This window comes from Mesorhizobium sp. CA10 (genome assembly GCF_020165285.1).
Lineage (GTDB): Bacteria > Pseudomonadota > Alphaproteobacteria > Rhizobiales > Rhizobiaceae > Mesorhizobium.
On the sequence record NZ_JAIUHV010000013.1, the window covers coordinates 133670 to 150740 of the forward strand.

General features: G+C 64.6%; 14 protein-coding genes. 7 read left to right on the plus strand and 7 right to left on the minus strand.

Annotation, left to right across the window (positions count from 1 at the left end; translation table 11 throughout):
- Positions 1–21 precede the first annotated feature (21 nt).
- The 5 genes from LB535_RS24385 (at position 22) to LB535_RS24405 (ending at position 6485) form a co-directional block, all read left to right on the plus strand.
- Positions 22–1290, plus strand: a complete 1269-nt coding sequence (locus LB535_RS24385; RefSeq protein ID WP_224532413.1) for an ABC transporter substrate-binding protein — start codon at positions 22–24, stop codon at positions 1288–1290.
- Between the two features lie 261 nt (positions 1291–1551).
- Positions 1552–2412 (plus strand): carbohydrate ABC transporter permease, encoded by an 861-nt coding sequence (locus LB535_RS24390; protein ID WP_095769856.1) that lies wholly within the window; start codon positions 1552–1554, stop codon positions 2410–2412.
- Positions 2409–3245, plus strand: a complete 837-nt coding sequence (locus tag LB535_RS24395) for a carbohydrate ABC transporter permease (protein WP_224634019.1) — start codon at positions 2409–2411, stop codon at positions 3243–3245. The genes LB535_RS24390 and LB535_RS24395 overlap by 4 nt, the downstream gene beginning before the upstream one ends.
- A 66-nt stretch (positions 3246–3311) precedes the next feature.
- Positions 3312–4397, plus strand: coding sequence for an ABC transporter ATP-binding protein (locus tag LB535_RS24400; RefSeq protein ID WP_224634020.1), 1086 nt, complete (start codon positions 3312–3314; stop codon positions 4395–4397).
- Between the two features lie 57 nt (positions 4398–4454).
- Positions 4455–6485: an aldo/keto reductase gene (locus LB535_RS24405; RefSeq protein WP_224634021.1), complete on the plus strand. Its 2031-nt coding sequence runs from the start codon at positions 4455–4457 to the stop codon at positions 6483–6485.
- 219 nt (positions 6486–6704) lie between these two features.
- Here LB535_RS24405 and LB535_RS24410 read toward each other — a convergent pair whose 3' ends face one another.
- Positions 6705–7133 carry an Lrp/AsnC family transcriptional regulator gene (locus tag LB535_RS24410; protein WP_224634022.1) on the minus strand — a complete coding sequence of 143 codons (429 nt, stop codon included), beginning with the start codon at positions 7131–7133 and terminating at the stop codon, positions 6705–6707.
- A 128-nt stretch (positions 7134–7261) separates the two neighbouring features.
- On the opposite strand from LB535_RS24410, the gene LB535_RS24415 reads away from it, so the two are divergent.
- Positions 7262–8365, plus strand: coding sequence for a saccharopine dehydrogenase family protein (locus LB535_RS24415; RefSeq protein WP_224634023.1), 1104 nt, complete (start codon positions 7262–7264; stop codon positions 8363–8365).
- Positions 8366–8523: 158 nt separating this feature from the next.
- Here LB535_RS24415 and lpdA read toward each other — a convergent pair whose 3' ends face one another.
- From lpdA to LB535_RS24435, 4 genes are all read right to left on the minus strand, one after another.
- Complete coding sequence (lpdA, locus tag LB535_RS24420; protein WP_224634024.1) at positions 8524–9921, minus strand: dihydrolipoyl dehydrogenase; 1398 nt, start codon at positions 9919–9921, stop codon at positions 8524–8526.
- Between the two features lie 235 nt (positions 9922–10156).
- Positions 10157–11533: a dihydrolipoamide acetyltransferase family protein gene (locus tag LB535_RS24425; protein ID WP_224634025.1), complete on the minus strand. Its 1377-nt coding sequence runs from the start codon at positions 11531–11533 to the stop codon at positions 10157–10159.
- Between the two features lie 17 nt (positions 11534–11550).
- The gene (locus tag LB535_RS24430) at positions 11551–12564 is read right to left on the minus strand and encodes an alpha-ketoacid dehydrogenase subunit beta (protein ID WP_140845359.1); all 1014 of its coding nucleotides are present in this window, start codon (positions 12562–12564) and stop codon (positions 11551–11553) included.
- A gap of 2 nt (positions 12565–12566) precedes the next feature.
- A complete protein-coding gene (locus LB535_RS24435; RefSeq protein WP_224634026.1) occupies positions 12567–13799 on the minus strand; it encodes a 3-methyl-2-oxobutanoate dehydrogenase (2-methylpropanoyl-transferring) subunit alpha in 1233 nt (410 codons plus the stop codon).
- Positions 13800–14266: 467 nt separating this feature from the next.
- Here LB535_RS24435 and holA point away from each other — a divergent pair, with 467 nt between their 5' ends.
- Entirely contained in the window at positions 14267–15310 is a 1044-nt protein-coding gene (gene holA / locus LB535_RS24440; protein WP_224634027.1) for a DNA polymerase III subunit delta, read from the plus strand.
- A gap of 14 nt (positions 15311–15324) precedes the next feature.
- On the opposite strand, the gene LB535_RS24445 is transcribed toward holA, so the two are convergent.
- A complete protein-coding gene (locus LB535_RS24445; protein WP_224634028.1) occupies positions 15325–16110 on the minus strand; it encodes a DUF2182 domain-containing protein in 786 nt (261 codons plus the stop codon).
- Between the two features lie 31 nt (positions 16111–16141).
- Complete coding sequence (locus LB535_RS24450) at positions 16142–16768, minus strand: DUF1326 domain-containing protein (RefSeq protein ID WP_224634029.1); 627 nt, start codon at positions 16766–16768, stop codon at positions 16142–16144.
- Positions 16769–17071: the final 303 nt, after the last annotated feature.

The window sequence follows — 17071 nt, forward strand, 5'->3', positions numbered from 1 at the left end:
AAATGAAATGGGAGGATTTCAATGCGCACTACACTGACCTGCGCCGCGCTTATGCTTGCTCTGGGTTCCGGCCCGGCCCTGGCGCAGTCCGGCGAGATCACCATCTGGAGCTGGAACATCGCCGCCTCATCGCTGAAGGCGACGGTCGAGGGCTTCAACAAGAAATACCCCGACATCAAGGTCACGGTTCAGGATCTCGGCAACCAGCCCACCTATGACAAATCGATCGCCGGCTGCGCCGCCGGCGGCGTCGGCCTGCCCGATATCGTCTCGATCGAGAACGGCGAGGCGGAGAATTACTGGAGCCAGTTCCCGGACTGCTTCGTCGACCTGCACACGCTGGGCTACACGGCGGAAGACCAGAAGAAATTCCCCGACTTCAAGCGCACCGAGCTCGAAGTCGGCGACAAGGCCTATGCGATGCCCTGGGATTCCGGCCCGGTGGCCGTCTTCTACCGCCGCGACTTCTACGAGAAGGCAGGCGTCGACCCGGCCTCGATCAAGACCTGGGACGATTTCATCGCCGCCGGCAAGAAGATCCAGGACGCCAATCCGGGCGTGTCGATGACCAATGCCGATTTCAACGGCGACACCGAATTCTTCCGCATGATCTCCAACGAGCAGGGCTGCGCCTATTTCGCCGAGGATGGCCAGTCGATCACCGTGGCCGAGCCGAAATGCGTCGACGCCATGACCAAGGTCAAGGAGATGAAGGACGCCGGCATCGTGTCGTCGGCCGACTGGTCGACCAAGATCACCAACAACACCGCCGGCACGGTCGCCAGCCAGGTCTATGGCGGCTGGTATGAAGGCACGATCCGCACCGAATCGCCGAAGGAGAGCGGCAAATGGGGCGTCTATCTGATGCCGAGCCTGACCGCCGACGGCCCGCGCGCCGCCAATCTCGGCGGCTCGTCCCTGGCCATCACCTCGGCCTCCAAGAACAAGGAAGCGGCTTACGCCTATCTGAAATACACGCTTGAGACCAATGACGGCCAGATCACCATGCTGAAGGATTTCGGCCTGGTGCCGTCGCTGATCTCGGCGCTCGATGATCCTTACGTCTCGCAGCCGCAGCCCTATTGGGGCGGCCAGGCGGTGTGGAAGGACATCCTGGCCACGCTGCCCAAGGTGGTGCCGAGCCGCGGCACGCAGTTCCAGAGCGATGCCGAGATCATCGTCCGCGCCGTGCAGACCAAATACCTGGCCAACGGCTATCCCGACGCCAAGGCCGCGCTCGACGACGCCGCCAAGCAGATCGCCGCCGCGACAGGTTTGCCGGTTAAATAGTGCGCTGCCTCCCCTTCTCCCCTTGTGGGAGAAGGTGGATTGGCGCGCAGCGCCAAGACGGATGAGGGGTGTTCCAGCGGAGTGAGACGTTGGCGTTCCCTGGAACACCCCTCATCCGGCCGCTTCGCGGCTACCTTCTCCCACAAGGGGAGAAGGCAAGACAGGGCAGCGCCTGCATCGACAATTGGCGCTGCTCCGGCATTCGAAGCATGATCAACACCGCGCCCGCCAAGAAGGCGTAACCGGGAAAGGAGGAAGCCAATGCGCACCCAGAACGCCACCGCGTACCGCTTCCTCACGCCCTATCTTTTGATCTTCGCCATCTTCTGGATCTGGCCGATCATCTCTTCCTTCATCATCTCCTTCCAGGCGACGCGCACCGTGCCGTGGCGCTTCGCGCCGACCTTCAACTGGGGCCGCCTGATCGGCGACCCCGCCTTCTACAATGCGCTGAAGAACACGCTGCTGATCCTGGTCATCCAGGTGCCGGTGATGATTGCGCTGGCGATCGTCATGGCGGTGCTTCTGAACTCGCCGCTGCTTAAAGCCCGCGGCCTCTACCGCTTCGCTTTCTTCGCGCCCGTGGTGGTCGGCGAGGTCGCCTATTCGGCCGTCTTCCGGCTGATGTTCAGCCTCGACTTCGGCATCGTCAACAAGCTCCTGGAGAGCGTCGGCATCTCAAAGATCGACTGGTTCTCCAACGTCACGCCGGCCATGGCGCTGATCATGATCGCGGTGACCTGGCGCTGGGCCGGCTACAACGCCATCATCATCCTGGCCGGCCTGCAGTCCATACCGGAGGATGTCTATGAGGCGGCGACGCTCGACCGCGTCAGCCGGGTGAAACAGTTCTTCTACATCACCTTGCCGCTGCTGAAGCCGGTCATCGTCTTTTGCGCCGTGCTGTCGATCATCGGCACCATGCAGCTCTTCACCGAGCCGTTCCTGATCACCGAGCGCGGCGGCCCGGGCGGCGGCACCGAGACACTCGGCCTGCTGCTCTACCGCCAAGGCTTCCGCTCGCTAAATTTCGGCTACGCCTCGGCCGTTGCCTATACCATGGCCGGGCTCGCCATCGCCATCACCCTGGTGCAGCTCTGGCTGATGAGGGAGCCGAAATGACCTCGCGCTCGCAAAGACGGCTCGGCCGCGTCATTGCGCTGCATCTTTTCCTGACGCCGCTGGCGCTGGTCTGGCTGTTCCCGCTGTGGATGATGGTGGTGTTCTCCACCATGCCCGATAACGGCATCTTCAGCCCCGGCATCGAGCTCCTGCCGCACGACAATTTCCTCGACAATGTCGCCAACCTGCAGCGCGACACCAATTTCATCGGCGCCATCGGCATCTCGGTCTCGGTGGCGGTGACCTACACGATCCTTTCGGTGCTGCTCACATCGATGGCCGGCTGGGCGCTGGCGCGCTACGAATTCCACGGCAAGGGCGCGGTCGTCGCCATCATTTTCGGCACCATCACGCTTCCCTATGCGGTGGTGCTCATCCCGCAATTCATCATGGTGGCGCGCGACTTCGCCTTGGCCAACACCTGGATCGCGCTGATCGTGCCGCCGCTGTTCAACTCGCTGGGCGTGCTTTTCATGCGCCAGGCCTTTTCGATGATGCCGGCCGAATTGTTCGACGCTGCGCGCGTCGAAGGCGTCAAGGAATGGCGCATCTTCGTGTTCGTGGCGATGCCGCTCGCCCGCCCAATGCTGGCGGCGCTTGCGATCATCCTCTTCCTCGCCTCGTGGAACAACTATCTCTGGCCGCTGCTGATCAACAGCCAGCCGGGCGCGATGACGGCGCCGGTGGCGCTCGGCACGCTGATCGGTCTGACCAAGGTTTCGTGGGGCGGCATCATGGCCGGCGCCGTGATGCTGACGGTGCCGATGCTGATCGTCTTCGTGCTCTTGCAGCGCCATTTCATCGCCGGCATCGCCGCCGGCGCGGTCAAATAGGAGAGCGCAAAATGCCTCGCCCACTGGGACACAGAATGATCCAACCTAGCTATATCTCGCTCTAACATGGCGGCCGTCACCCTCACCAATGTCGTCAAACGCTTCGGCATCTTCGAAGTCGTCCACGGCGCCAACATCGACATCGCCGACGGCGAGTTCGTCGTCTTCGTCGGTCCCTCCGGCTGCGGCAAGTCCACGCTGCTGAGGATGATCGCCGGGCTGGAGGACATCAGCGGCGGCGACATCGCCATCGGCGGCAAGGTGATGAATGATGTCGAGCCGGCCGACCGCGGCATCGCCATGGTGTTCCAGTCCTACGCGCTCTACCCGCATATGACGGTCGAGCAGAACCTCTCCTTCGGGCTGAGGATGAACGGCAATCCGAAGGCCGATACCGATCGCCGGGTGAAGCGAGCGGCGGAAATCCTGCGCATTGACGAATTGATGCAGCGGCGGCCGAAGCAATTGTCCGGCGGCCAGCGCCAGCGTGTCGCCATCGGCCGCGCCATCGTGCGCGAGCCGCAAGTCTTCCTGTTCGACGAGCCGCTGTCGAACCTCGACGCCGAGCTGAGAGTCCAGATGCGGGTCGAGATCTCGCGCCTGCACAAGGAGCTCGGCGTCACCATGATCTATGTGACGCACGACCAGACCGAGGCGATGACGCTGGCCGACCGCATCGTTGTGCTCAAAGCCGGCAATGTCGAGCAGATCGGCGCGCCGCTCGATCTCTATGACGACCCGGCCAACCGTTTCGTTGCCGGCTTCATCGGCTCGCCGAAGATGAATTTCCTCAGCGCCAAGGTTGTCGAGACGACGAACAGCGCCGCGATCATCGAGCTCGCCCATCACGGCGGCGCCAGATTGCGCAAGCCGCTTTGCGAGACTTTTCCCGCCGTCGGCGCCGAGGTCGTGCTCGGCGTCAGGCCGGAGCATTTCTTCGAGGCCGGCGAGGGCGATTGCGACATCCCGGTCAAGGCCGACGTCGCCGAGCATCTGGGCTCGGTGAGCTATGTCTACGCCAATGCCGGACCAGAGGAGCTGATCGTCGAGCGCGAGGCCTCGCGCCAGCGCGCCAGCGGCGACCATTTCACGGTCTCGATCAAGGCGGAACGGGCGCTGCTCTTCGACAAGGCAGGTTTGAGGATCCGCTGACCGGAAAATTTCTTTGCCGGCACGCCAGGCGTAGCGGCGAACCATGGAGAATTCGACATGACACCCTCACCCAAAATCCGCTGGGGCATTCTCGGACCCGGCAGCATCGCCAAATCCTTTGCCGGCGGCGTGGCGGGGTCGCGCAACGGCGAGCTGGTCGCGCTCGGCGCCCGCAATCCCGCCAAGCCGGGCTTGGCCCAGAGCTTTCCGGGCGCGCGCATCCTCGATGGCTATGAGGCGCTGCTCGCCGACAAGCAAGTTGACGCCGTTTACATTTCGATCCCGCATCCCGGCCATGCCGAATGGGCGATCAAGGCCGCCGAGGCCGGCAAGCATGTCTTGTGCGAAAAGCCGCTGGCGCTGACCGCCTTCGAGGCCGACGCCATGATGCATGCGGCGCGCAAGGCCGGCACCTTTCTCGGCGAGGCCTTCATGTACCGGCTGCACCCGCAGACCTTGAAGCTGGTCGAGGTGATCAAGTCGGGCGCCATCGGCGAGGTGCGCATGATCAAGTCAAGCTTCGGCTTCGCCATGCCGGGCTTCATGCCCGAGCACCGGCTCTATGCCAACGACATGGCCGGCGGCGGCATCCTCGATGTCGGCGGCTATCCGGTGTCGATGGCGCGGCTGATCGCGGGCGCCGCCGCCGGGCAGCATTTCCTCGAGCCGGACAAGGTTGTCGGCGCCGCCCATCTCGGCCAATCGGGCGTCGATGAGTGGGCCTCGGCGCTGCTGCACTTCCCGGGTGGCATCGTCGCCGAGATCTCCTGCAGCATCTCGCTCAACCAGGACAATGTGCTGCGCATCTTCGGCACCAAGGGGCAGATCGAGGTGCCCGATTTCTGGTTCGCCGGTGGCAACCGCGACGTCGGACCGGGCCGGATCGAGGTGATCCGGTCCGGGGCGGCTCGCGAGGTGATCAGCCTCGGCGAGACCCGCCACCTCTATTCCTTCGAGGTCGATGCCGCCGGCGAGGCGATCCTTGCCGGACGGCAGGAGTTCGCCTGGCCAGGCATGGGCTGGGCCGACAGCCTCGGCACGCTGCGTGTCCTCGATAAATGGCGCGCCGCGGTCGGGCTGGAATATGATATCGAAAAGCCGGCTAAGCGCGTCAACACCCTCTCCGGCCGCCCGCTGCGGACCGATGGCAAGGCAATCGGCAAGCGCGCCATTCCCGGCCTGCCGCGCGCAGTGTCGCTTCTGGCGCTCGGCTTCGAGGATTTCCGCACCTTCTCCTCCGGCTCGATCCTGCTCGACGCCTATTTCGAGGCCGGCGGCAATCTGTTCGACACCGGCTATGTCTATGGCGCCGGCTACACCGAGACGCTGCTTGGCCAATGGCTCAGGAATCGCGGCGTGCGCGAGCAGTCGGTGATCATCGCCAAAGGCGCGCATTCGCCGCTCTGTTACCCCGACGTCATCGGCAAGCAGCTGGCGCAGTCGCTCGACCGGCTGCAGACCGACCATGTCGACATCTATTTCATGCATCGCGACAATCCGGACGTGCCGGTCGGCGAATTCGTCGACGCGATGGATCGCGAGGCGAAAGCCGGCCGCATCCGCGGGCTGTTCGGCGGCTCCAACTGGACGATGGAACGCATGGACGCGGCCATTGCCTATGCCGAGAAGAACGGCAAGCAGAAGCCCGGCGCGCTCTCCAACAATTTCTCGCTGGCCGAGATGCTGGAGCCGATCTGGGCCGGCTGCGTCACCTCTTCCACGGATGACTGGAAGGCCTGGCTGACGGCAAGGCAGATGCCGAACTTCGCCTGGTCGAGCCAGGGCCGTGGCTTCTTCACCGACCGCGCCGGCCGCGACCGGACCGACAATGAAGAGCTGGTGCGGGTCTGGTATTCGGAAAAGAATTTCGGCCGCCGCGACCGCGCCATCGAGCTGGCGCGCAAGCTCGGCAAGAGCCCGATCCATGTCGCGCTCGCCTACGTGCTGGCGCAGCCCTTCCCCTCGGTCCCGCTGATCGGCCCGCGCACGCTGGACGAGCTGGAGGACAGTCTTAGGGCGCTGGATATCAAGCTGACGCCGGAGGATGTGGGGTGGCTGGATAAGGGGCCAGAGAGACGCAGGGCTTGATCGGAGCGAGGAAAAACAAACGCCTCATTCCTTCGCCCCCCTCTCTGCCCTGCCGGGCATCTCCCCCTCAAGGGGGGAGATCAGATGTCACGCCGGCTTTCGCCAATCACCAATGCTGCAGAAAAGGCGCCGGCGTCGAAGCTGCCAAATCTCCCCCCTTGAGGGGGAGATGTCCGGCAGGACAGAGAGGGGGGCCTCGCGCCAACATCTCAGGCCCGCCTACCGATCCACCCGTGTCGACAGAATAATCGACGACGACGTCCGCTCTACCCCCTCCATTGCCCCGATCCGGTCGAGCAGCGCGTCAAGGTCGCGGATCGACGGCGCGTCGACGACGACGATCATGTCGAAATTGCCGCTCACCGAATGCACCGTACGGACCGGCGGCATCGCCGCGAGGCTGCGCACCACCTTGTCGGCGAGTTTCGGCGTGACGGTGAGCAGCACATGCGCCTTGACCAGCCCTTGCTCATAATCGGGCGACAGCCTGACCCCATAGCCGGTGATGATGCCGCGCTGCTCCAGCCGCTCGATCCGGCTCTGCACTGTGGTACGCGACACGCCGAGCTGGCGCGCGAGCTCGGCGGTCGAGGCGCGGGCGTTGGCGCGCAACAGGGTAAGCAGCGCCTGTTCGGCTTCACTGATCATTTCGACGTAACCTCTCGGCAAATCGCACAAAGTTCAGCTTCATATTGCCAGATTTCACGCTTCCTTTCGACAGGCAAGCTGCGAAGATTCCCGCCAAATCGGAATCAGCATTGGCAGGGGAATTGATCATGAAGAACATCGTTGTCGTCGGCGCCGGCAAAATCGGCTCGACCATCGCCGAAATGCTGAACGCCACGGGCGACTACCGCGTCACGTTGGTCGACCGCTCGGCGGCTCAGCTTGCCGCCGCCGAACTGCCGGCCGGCGTCGCGACGCAGGAGCTCGACATCACTGCCTCGGGTGAGCTCGAAAAAGTGCTCGCCGGCAAATTCGCCGTGCTCAGCGCCGCGCCCTTCCACCTCACCACGCGCATTGCCGAGGCCGCCGCCGCCACCGGCGTGCATTATCTCGACCTCACCGAGGACGTCGTCTCGACCCGCCGCGTCAAGGAGCTGGCGCGTGATGCCAAAAGCGCATTCATCCCGCAATGCGGCCTGGCGCCGGGCTTCATCTCGATCGTCGCCAACGATCTCGCCAGCCGCTTCGACACGCTGGAAAGCGTGCGCATGCGCGTCGGCGCGCTGCCGCAATATCCATCGAATGCGCTCAACTACAACCTCACCTGGAGCACCGACGGCGTCATCAACGAATATTGCGAGCCCTGCGAGGCGATCGTCGAGGGCGAGCTGATCGAGGTGCCGCCGCTGGAGGAACGCGAGGAGTTCTCGCTCGACGGCGTCACCTATGAGGCCTTCAACACCTCCGGCGGCCTCGGCACTTTGGCCGAGACGCTGAAGGGCAAGGTGCGCACGCTGAACTACCGCACCATCCGCTATCCCGGTCACGCCGCGATCATGAAGGCGCTGCTCAACGACCTTGGGCTCCGCCACCGCCGCGATGTGCTGAAGGACATTTTCGAGAGCGCCCTGCCGGCGACGCTGCAGGACGTGGTCATCGTCTTCGTCACCGTTTCGGGGCGCCGCAACGGTCGCCTGCTGCAGGAGACCTACGCCAACAAGATCTATTCGCAGCGCGTCGGCAACATCGTGCGCAGCGCCATCCAGATCACCACCGCATCCGGCATCTGCGCCGTGCTCGACATGCTGGCCGACGGCAGCCTGCCGGCGAAGGGTTTCGTGCGCCAGGAAGACATCGCCCTCGACGCCTTCCTCGCCAACCGCTTCGGCCGCGCCTATGCGCAACACGAAATGGTGAGCCGGCTCGCGAGCTGAGGTCTCTTCCTTCTCCCCTTGTGGGAGAAGGTGGATCGGCGCGCAAGCGCCGAGACGGATGAGGGGTGTTCCAGCGGAGTGAGACGCTTGCTTTCCCTGGAGCACCCCTCATCCGTCGCCTTCGGCGACACCTTCTCCCACAAGGGGAGAAGGGGGAGCTAAACATGCAGCGCGTGGCCCAGCGCCTTCAGCGCCGCTTCCTGGAAACCTTCGCCTTGCGTCGGATGCGCATGGATGGTGCCGGCGATGTCCTCCAGCCGCGCGCCCATCTCCAGCGCCAGGCCGAAAGCCGCCGATAGTTCCGACACGCCATGCCCGACCGCCTGGATGCCCAGCACCAGATGGTTGTCGGCACGCGCCACGACCCGCACAAAACCGTCCTCGCCCTGTTTGGTCATGGCGCGGCCGTTGGCGGCGAAGGGGAACTGGCCGATCTTGATCTCGCCGGCGAGCGCCTTCGCTTCTTCGGGCGACAGCCCGGCGGTGACCAGCTCCGGATCGGTGAAGCAGATCGCCGGAATGGCGCGCTTGTCCCAGCTTCTTTTGTGGCCGGCGACGATCTCGGCCACCATCTCGCCCTGCGCCATGGCACGGTGCGCCAGCATCGGCTCACCGGTGACGTCGCCGATGGCAAAAATGCCGCGCATCGAGGTGCGGCACTGGTCGTCGATGCGGATGAATTTTCCTGCCATGTCGAGGTCGATCTGCTCCAAACCCCAGCCTTCGGTAAGCGGCTTGCGGCCGACCGTGACCAGGATCCTGTCGGCGGCGATCTTGGCGTTCTTGCCGTCTGCCGTCTCGACCAGCAGCGCGTCGCCCTTGGTCGACAATCCCTTGGCCTTGACGCCCAGCATCACCTCGACGCCGAGCTCGCCGAGCCGCTTAAGCACCGGTCGGGTGAGTTCCGCATCATACTGCGTGAGCACGCGCGGCAGGGCTTCGATCACGGTGATCTTGGCGCCCATCTTGGCGAAGGCCATGCCGAGCTCCAACCCGATATAGCCGCCGCCGACGACCGCGAGCTTCTCCGGCACTTCGCTCAGCGCCAGCGCCTCGGTGGACGAGATGACCGGACCGCCGAAAGGCAGGAAGGGCAATTCGACCGGCGCCGAGCCGGTGGCGATCACCACGGTCTCCGCGTGGATGAGCTGCGTGCCGGTCTCCGTCTCGACTTCGACGGTCTTGCCGTCCCGAAACGTCGCCCAGCCTTGTACGGTTTTCACCTTGGCCTTTTTCAAAAGTCCGACCACGCCGCTGTTGAGCCGGCTAACGATGCCGTCTTTCCATGCTATGGTCTTGGTCAGGTCGAGCGTCGGCGCACCGACCTTGATGCCCAGCGGATCCTTGCCGCGGGCCATATGCGCGATCTTCCCGAACTCTTCCGCGGCATGGATCAGCGCCTTCGACGGGACGCAGCCGACATTGAGGCAGGTGCCGCCCGGCTTGCCGAACTCGACGATGACCGTGTCGACGCCGAGCTGGCCGGCACGGATGGCGCAGACATAACCGCCCGGCCCGGCGCCGATGACGAGCAGCTTGCAGGAGATTTCTTTCATGACGGCTGCTTCCTTTCGGCGGAGGCGGCGACGCGCCTTTTTCTTCTCCCCTCGTGGGAGAAGGTGGATCGGCGCGACAGCGCCGAGACGGATGAGGGGTGTTCCAGAGAAAGCCAACGTCTCACTCCGCTGGAGCACCCCTCATCCGTCGCCTTCGGCGACACCTTCTCCCACAAGGGGAGAAGGGGGAGCGCGCATTTCGGAGCCGCGACGTTCGAGACCGACCCCATCTCCCTCAATCCACGAAGATCAGCGCCGGCGTCTCCAGCAGCGCCTTGATCCGCTGCACGAAAACCGCGGCATCCCAGCCGTCGATGACGCGATGGTCGAAGCTTGACGACAGGTTCATCATCTTGCGCGGGATGAACTGCGTGCCGTCCCACACCGGCCGCACCATCATCTTGTTGACGCCGACGATCGCCACTTCCGGGTAATTGATGACCGGGGTGGTCGCCACGCCGCCCATGGCGCCGAGCGAGGTGATGGTGATGGTCGAGCCGGAAAGCTCCTCGCGGCTCGCCGTGCCGGCCTTGGCCGCATCGGCCAGCCGGTTGACTTCCGCAGCACTATCCCACAGGTCGCGCGCCTCGGCATGTTTCACCACCGGCACCACCAGCCCGTTCGGCGTCTGCGCGGCGATGCCGATATGGACGCCTTCATGCCGGTGGATGATGCCGGCGTCGTCGTCGAACAGCGCGTTGAGGTTCGGCTGCTCGCCGATCGCCTTGACCATCGCCCGCATCAGGAAAGGCAGCAGCGTCAGCTTCGGGCGATCGGCGCGCTTCTCCCTGTTGAGGGTGGTGCGCAGCTCCTCCAGCGCGGTGACGTCGATCTCCTCGACATAGGTGATATGCGGGATGCGCGATTTCGCCAGCGCCATCTTTTCGGCGATCTTGCGCCGGAGCCCGACGACCTTGATGTCCTCGACGCCGTCTTTGCGGGCAAGCCCGGCGCGGGCGACTTGCGGGCCGCGCGCGATGAACGCGTCGATGTCCTCATGGCTGATGCGCCCGGCCGGACCGCTGCCCGCAACCTGGCGCAGATCGATGCCGGCTTCCTTGGCGCGCAGGCGGACGGCCGGTGAGGCAAGCGGCTTCTCGCCTTCCGCGCGCGGCGCGCCCGAAAGGCTGGGCAAGGCGCGATCCTTCTTAACGCCGTCATCCTCGGGCTTGTCCCGAGGATCTGCCGACCTGCGTGGATGCGACGCCAGTTCCGACGAACCAGCGGATCCTCGGGACAAGCCCGAGGATGACGGCGCTAAATTGGGCGATGTCGGCTCCAGGCCCGAGGACGGGCGAGCCGCTGCATCGTCAGGCCTACCCTCCGCTGTAACGTCCGCAAGCGGCGAGTCTGCATTCACATTGCCTTCGCCGGCCACCTTCAGCCGCACGATCGGCGAGCCGATCGCCACCGTGTCGCCGATCTCGGCGCCGAGCCACAGGATCTCGCCATCGACCGGCGAGGGGATTTCGACCGTCGCCTTGTCGGTCATGACGGCGGCGAGAACCGTGTCCTCGCGCACGAGGTCGCCGACCTTGACGTGCCATTCGACAAGCTCGGCCTCGGCGACGCCTTCGCCGACATCGGGCAGCTTGATGACATGCTCGCCCATCTCAGGCCTCCCCCACTCTAAGCTTCCAATGTTTCGATCAGCGCGCGCCCGACCCGCGCCGGACCGGGGAAATAGTCCCATTCCTGCGCATGCGGATAGGGCGTGTCCCAGCCGGCGACCCGCGCCACCGGCGCTTCCAGATGGTAGAAGCAGTTCTCCTGCACGAGCGCCACCAGCTCGGCGCCGAAGCCGGAGGTGAGCGTCGCCTCGTGCACGACGACGCAGCGGCCGGTCTTCTTCACCGATGCGACGATCGCCTCGAGGTCGAGCGGCAGCAGCGTCCGGAGGTCGATGACCTCGGCATCGATGCCGGTCTCCTCGGCCGCGGCTTGGGCAACATAGACCATCGTGCCGTAGGCAAGCACCGTCACCGCCGATCCCGGCCTGCGGATCGCCGCCTTGCCGAGCGGGATCGTGTAATGGCCGTCCGCGACCTCGCCCAGCTCATGCTTCGACCATGGCGTCACCGGCTTGTCGTGATGCCCGTCGAACGGGCCGTTATAGAGCCGCTTCGGCTCGAGGAAGATCACCGGGTCCGGATCCTCGATCGCCGCGATCAGCAACCCCTTGGCGTCATGCGGGTTGGAGGGCACGATCACCTTCAGGCCCGAGACATGGGTGAACAGCGCTTCCGGGCTCTGGCTGTGCGTCTGGCCGCCGAAGATGCCGCCGCCGGTCGGCATGCGCACCACGATCGGGCAGGTGAAATCGCCGTTGGAGCGATAGCGCAGCCGCGCCGCCTCTGACACGATCTGATCGTAAGCCGGATAAACATAATCGGCGAATTGCACCTCGACGCAGGGCTTCAGCCCATAGGCGGCCATGCCGATGGCCGAGCCGACGATGCCGGATTCGCTGATCGGTGCGTCGAAGCAGCGGCTCTTGCCGTATTTGGCCTGCAGGCCCTGCGTGGCGCGGAAGACGCCGCCAAAGAAGCCGACATCCTCGCCATAGACGATGACTTGGCTGTCGCGCCCCATCGACACGTCCATGGCGTCACGGATCGCCTCGATCATCGTGCGTCTCGGCATGGTCAGACCCCCGCCTGCTGGCGCTGGCGCCTGAGATGCGGCGGCATCTCGGCATAGACGCCCTCGAACATGTCGCGCGTCGACGGCTTGCCGCCGGCATGCAGCGTGCCATGGCTTTCGGCCTCCTTCTGCGCCGCGATCACCGTTTCGAGAATCTCGGCCTCCGCCTGGGTGTGGCGCTCCTCCGACCAGACTTGCTTGTGGATGAGGTGGTTCTTCAGCCGGATCACCGGATCGCCGAGCGGCCAGGCATCGGATTCCGCCTTCGGCCGGTAGGCAGACGGATCGTCGGAGGTCGAATGTGCGCCGGCGCGGTAGGTGACATATTCGACCAGCGTCGGCCCGAGATTGGCGCGCGCCCGCTCCGCCGCCCATTTGGCCACCGCATGCACGGCGAGATAGTCGTTGCCGTCGACGCGCAGCGAAGGAATCCCGAAGCCGAGCCCGCGCGCGGCGAACGTGCCGGAGCCGCCGCGCGCGATGCCCTGGAAAGTCGAGATCGCCCACTGGTTGTTGACGACATTGAGCACGACAGGCGCCTTGTAGGTCGAAGCAAACACCAGTGCCGCATGGAAGTCGGACTCCGCCGTCGAGCCGTCGCCGATCCAGGCGGCGGCAATCCGCGAATCATTGGAGATCGCCGAGGCCATCGCCCAGCCGACCGCCTGGATATACTGCGTCGCCAGATTGCCGGAGATCGAGAAGAAGCCGTGCTCCTTCGACGAATACATGATCGGCAGCTGCCGGCCCTTCAGCGGATCGGCCTCGTTGGAATAGATCTGGTTCATCATCGTGACCATCGGATAGCCGTCGGCGATCAGAAGGCCGGCTTGCCGGTAGGTCGGGAAATTCATGTCGCCGGGCTTCAGCGCCTTGCGGAAAGCGCAGCTCACCGCCTCTTCGCCCAGATGCTGCATGTAGAAGGAGGTCTTGCCCTGGCGCTGCGCCATCTGCATGCGCGCATCGAAGGTCCTGAGCGTCATCATATGGCGCAGGCCTTCGAGCAGCTCCTCGTCCGAAAGCAGCCCGGCCCATGGCCCGACGGCCTCGCCGGCGCGGTTCAGCACACGGATGATGGAGAAAGCCATGTCGCGGATGCTGCGCGGATCGACCTCGATCTCAGGACGCGGCACCGAGCCCGCCTTGGGAATGGTCACATTCGAGAAATCCGGCGTGCCGCCGGGCCGAACCTCTGGCTCGGGCACATGGAAGCGCAACAATCCAGCGTCGGCCATGAGCTCACATCCTCCAACGTTGCCGGTGCGATATTTGCACATCCGCGCCGCCAGACCAGTGCCAATTCGCCGGACCTCGCCACGGCCATCCTCCTCGGACGTCAGCTCGGTTGAGCAATGCGGTACGCAAGCGCCAAGATGCAGATATGGCGGCGAAATTTCTTGTCGATGTTTTTGCGCTGCGCGCAATTTGGCGGAAGTTTGCGGGGCGATTGCCGCCAGAAAATGCGATTGGGAGGTGGAGCCGGGCGCGGCCTTCCCCTTCTCCCCTTGTGGGAGAAGGTGTCGCCGAAGGCGACGGATGAGGGGTGTTCCAGATGCCACCAGCGTCTCACTCCGCTGGAACACCCCTCATCCGTCTCGGCGCTGTCGCGCCGATCCACCTTCTCCCACAAGGGGAGAAGGTAAGGACGCTGGCACCTCCTTCTCCGTTCACTCCGACCCCACGCCATGCTAATTCACCCCGCATGGCACAAAAGAAAGGATACGAGGTCGATTCGTGGCTGGCGAGGCCGGATCCGGCCATGGGAATCGTCCTGTTTTACGGTCCGGACCGCGGCCTTGTCGCCGAGCGGGCGAAAACCTTCGCCGCGAAAACCGGCCTGCCGCTCGACGATCCCTTCTCGGTGGTCAGGCTGGACGGCGCCGAAGTCGACCGCGATGAGGGGCGGCTGCTCGACGAAGCCCGCACGGTGCCGATGTTTTCCGACCGGCGGCTGCTTTGGGTGCGCAATGCCAGCGGCCAGAAGGCGCTGGCCGACGACATCAAGGCGCTGACCGCCGAGCCCGCGCGCGACGCGATCATCCTCATCGAAGCCGGCGACCTGAAGAAAGGCACCGGCCTCAGGGGTATCGTCGAGGCCGCCGGCAACGCCATTGCCTTGCCTTGCTATGCCGACGAGGCCCGCGATCTGGACTCAGTGATCGACGACGAATTGCGCAGGGCCGGCATGTCGATGACCTTGGACGCCAGGCAAGCGCTGCGCCGCAACCTCGGCGGCGATCGCCTCGCCTCGCGCGGCGAGATCGAGAAGCTGGTGCTCTACGCGCATGGCCAGAAGGAGATCGGCATCGACGACGTCAACGCGCTGTCGGGCGACGTCTCCGGTGCTTCCTTCGACGCCGCTGTCGACGCCATGCTGGACGGCAAGGTCGGCGATTTCGACATCGCCTTCAACCGCCACTGCCAATCGGGCGGCCATCCGTTCCTGGTGCTGTCATCGGCGATGCGCCAATTGCAGGCGATCCAGGCGATGCGCGGCCAGATGGAGACCGGCGGCCGCAACGCCGCTTCGGTCGTCGCCGGCGCCCGCCCCCCGGTCTTCTTCTCGCGCCGCAAGCTGGTGGAAAAGACGCTGGAGCGCTGGAACGTCGAGGCGCTCGCACGTGCGCTCGGCCGGCTGCAGACGGCGGTGCTGCAGACCCGCAAACGACCGGACCTGTCGGAAGCGCTGGCACGCCAGGCGCTGCTTGGCATTGCGATCGAGAGCGCGAGGCTGGGGCAAAGGTAGCTGCCTTCCGCTGCTCAATTCATCATCATATCCGTCGGCTGAAAGGTCGGCAGCGCCTGGGGAAAGACCAGCACCACCGCGCCGTAAAGGAGCAGGGCGATGCCAGACACCTTGGCTATGCCCTTTCCCGCCGGAAAGGTCTTTTCCGTAAAGATCAGCAGTGTGACCACGGCCATTGCGGCGACATTCATGATCCCGAGCGGGAAAAGTGCCAGAAACAGGAGCCAGCAACAGCCCAGACAAAAGGCGCCGTGCTCGAGGCCCATGCGGACCGCGCCCCAAGAACCATCGCGCCAGGAGGTCAGGATGAAACCGATTGGCGTGCGGCATTTGGCCAGGCACAGATCCTTCAGCGGCGAGAGCTGGTAGGCGCCGGCAATGATCAGCAGGGCACCGCCAATGCGCGCGGCCGTCGCCGTGGACAATCCCGCATGATCGGCAAGCGTCTCGGCGCCTGCGGCGCCGGCAAAAGCCAAAACGCCCACCGTGCCCCAAACCAGCATATAGCCTGCCACGAATACCCAGGTAGCGACAAAGGCCTCGCCGCGACCTCGTTTGCCGGCTTGGACCTGGTGGAAGGTCAGGATCATGGGCGCCGCCGTCGGAAACATCATGGCAATCATCATGATCATCCAGACGGCAAGAAACAGCGGCGCCGCCATGCCCATGGTGGGTGAGTACATCTCCATGCGCATATCTGCGTCCGCGCCGATCCGCTGCCGGATGAGCAAGACCCACGCCGCCGCGGCGACCGCGCCCAACAGGGCGAGAATGATGTTTCGCTGCAATGTCAGCGTCATGGGCGAGGCCGTTCCGACCATGCGTGCGGGACTATTGCTGGCCGGACCAATTGATCGGAGCGTAGTGTGCGTTCCGGCGGGAATTGTCCCAACTCATGCCATGGTCGCTGAAAGTATTGCCTTCCATTCCCATCGCCATACCGAGCCAGTCGGGATTGACGGGATGGCCGGAGGCCACCCACATCTCGCCGTCCTCGCGCATTGTCGGCAACGGTTCGACCGCCAACTGCATCACGCCGGCAATCTCCACCGACCGCTTCTTGCCGTCGACCTGGTATCTGATCGGCACCTTCTTGGCTCCGAGATTGGTGCTGATCATCGGCGCGAAGGCGGCCATCGGCCCACCCGCGGCGCCGGTGAAGATGGCGCCCAGCGCTTCGGTCTGCCTGTCATCCGCATGGTCGTCGATATAGGCGGCGGCCGTCCAATTGCCCTCCGCCATCGGGCCCGGCGTGTGAGCAACCATCGCGACATTGAGCCCGTCCAATCGAACGTCCCCGAAACTGCCCTTGTCGATATGAAAGACCAAGGCGACGTCGCAAACGCCTTTCGTCGGCTTCGATGTCAGCTGCGCCCGGGTCGACAACAGGCAAGGACATACGACATCGCAGCTGCAGTTTTCGAAGTAGCTTCCAGACAACCGCCAACTGACTGCCATTTACACCTCCCATTGTGTCAGGCGTGTCCGGCTTTGGCGAGGCGGTGCCGTTTCACGGAGAACGGCAGATAGCCCTCACCGCGACTGATCGGCACGCTGGGCAGTAATTTAAGGTCAAGCTAATAGAGCGTACGCCGTTGCCGTGGACTGTCAAGCGGAGGGCGCTGGGGAGGGGCGCTGTCTCGCCGACATATCCTTCGTCATTCTAGGGCGGAGCAAGGAGCGAAGCGACGCGCGCAGACCCTAGAATCCATGCCATGGCATTGGCCGTAGAATGCTGCGGTCCAGAATAGGCGCCGATGG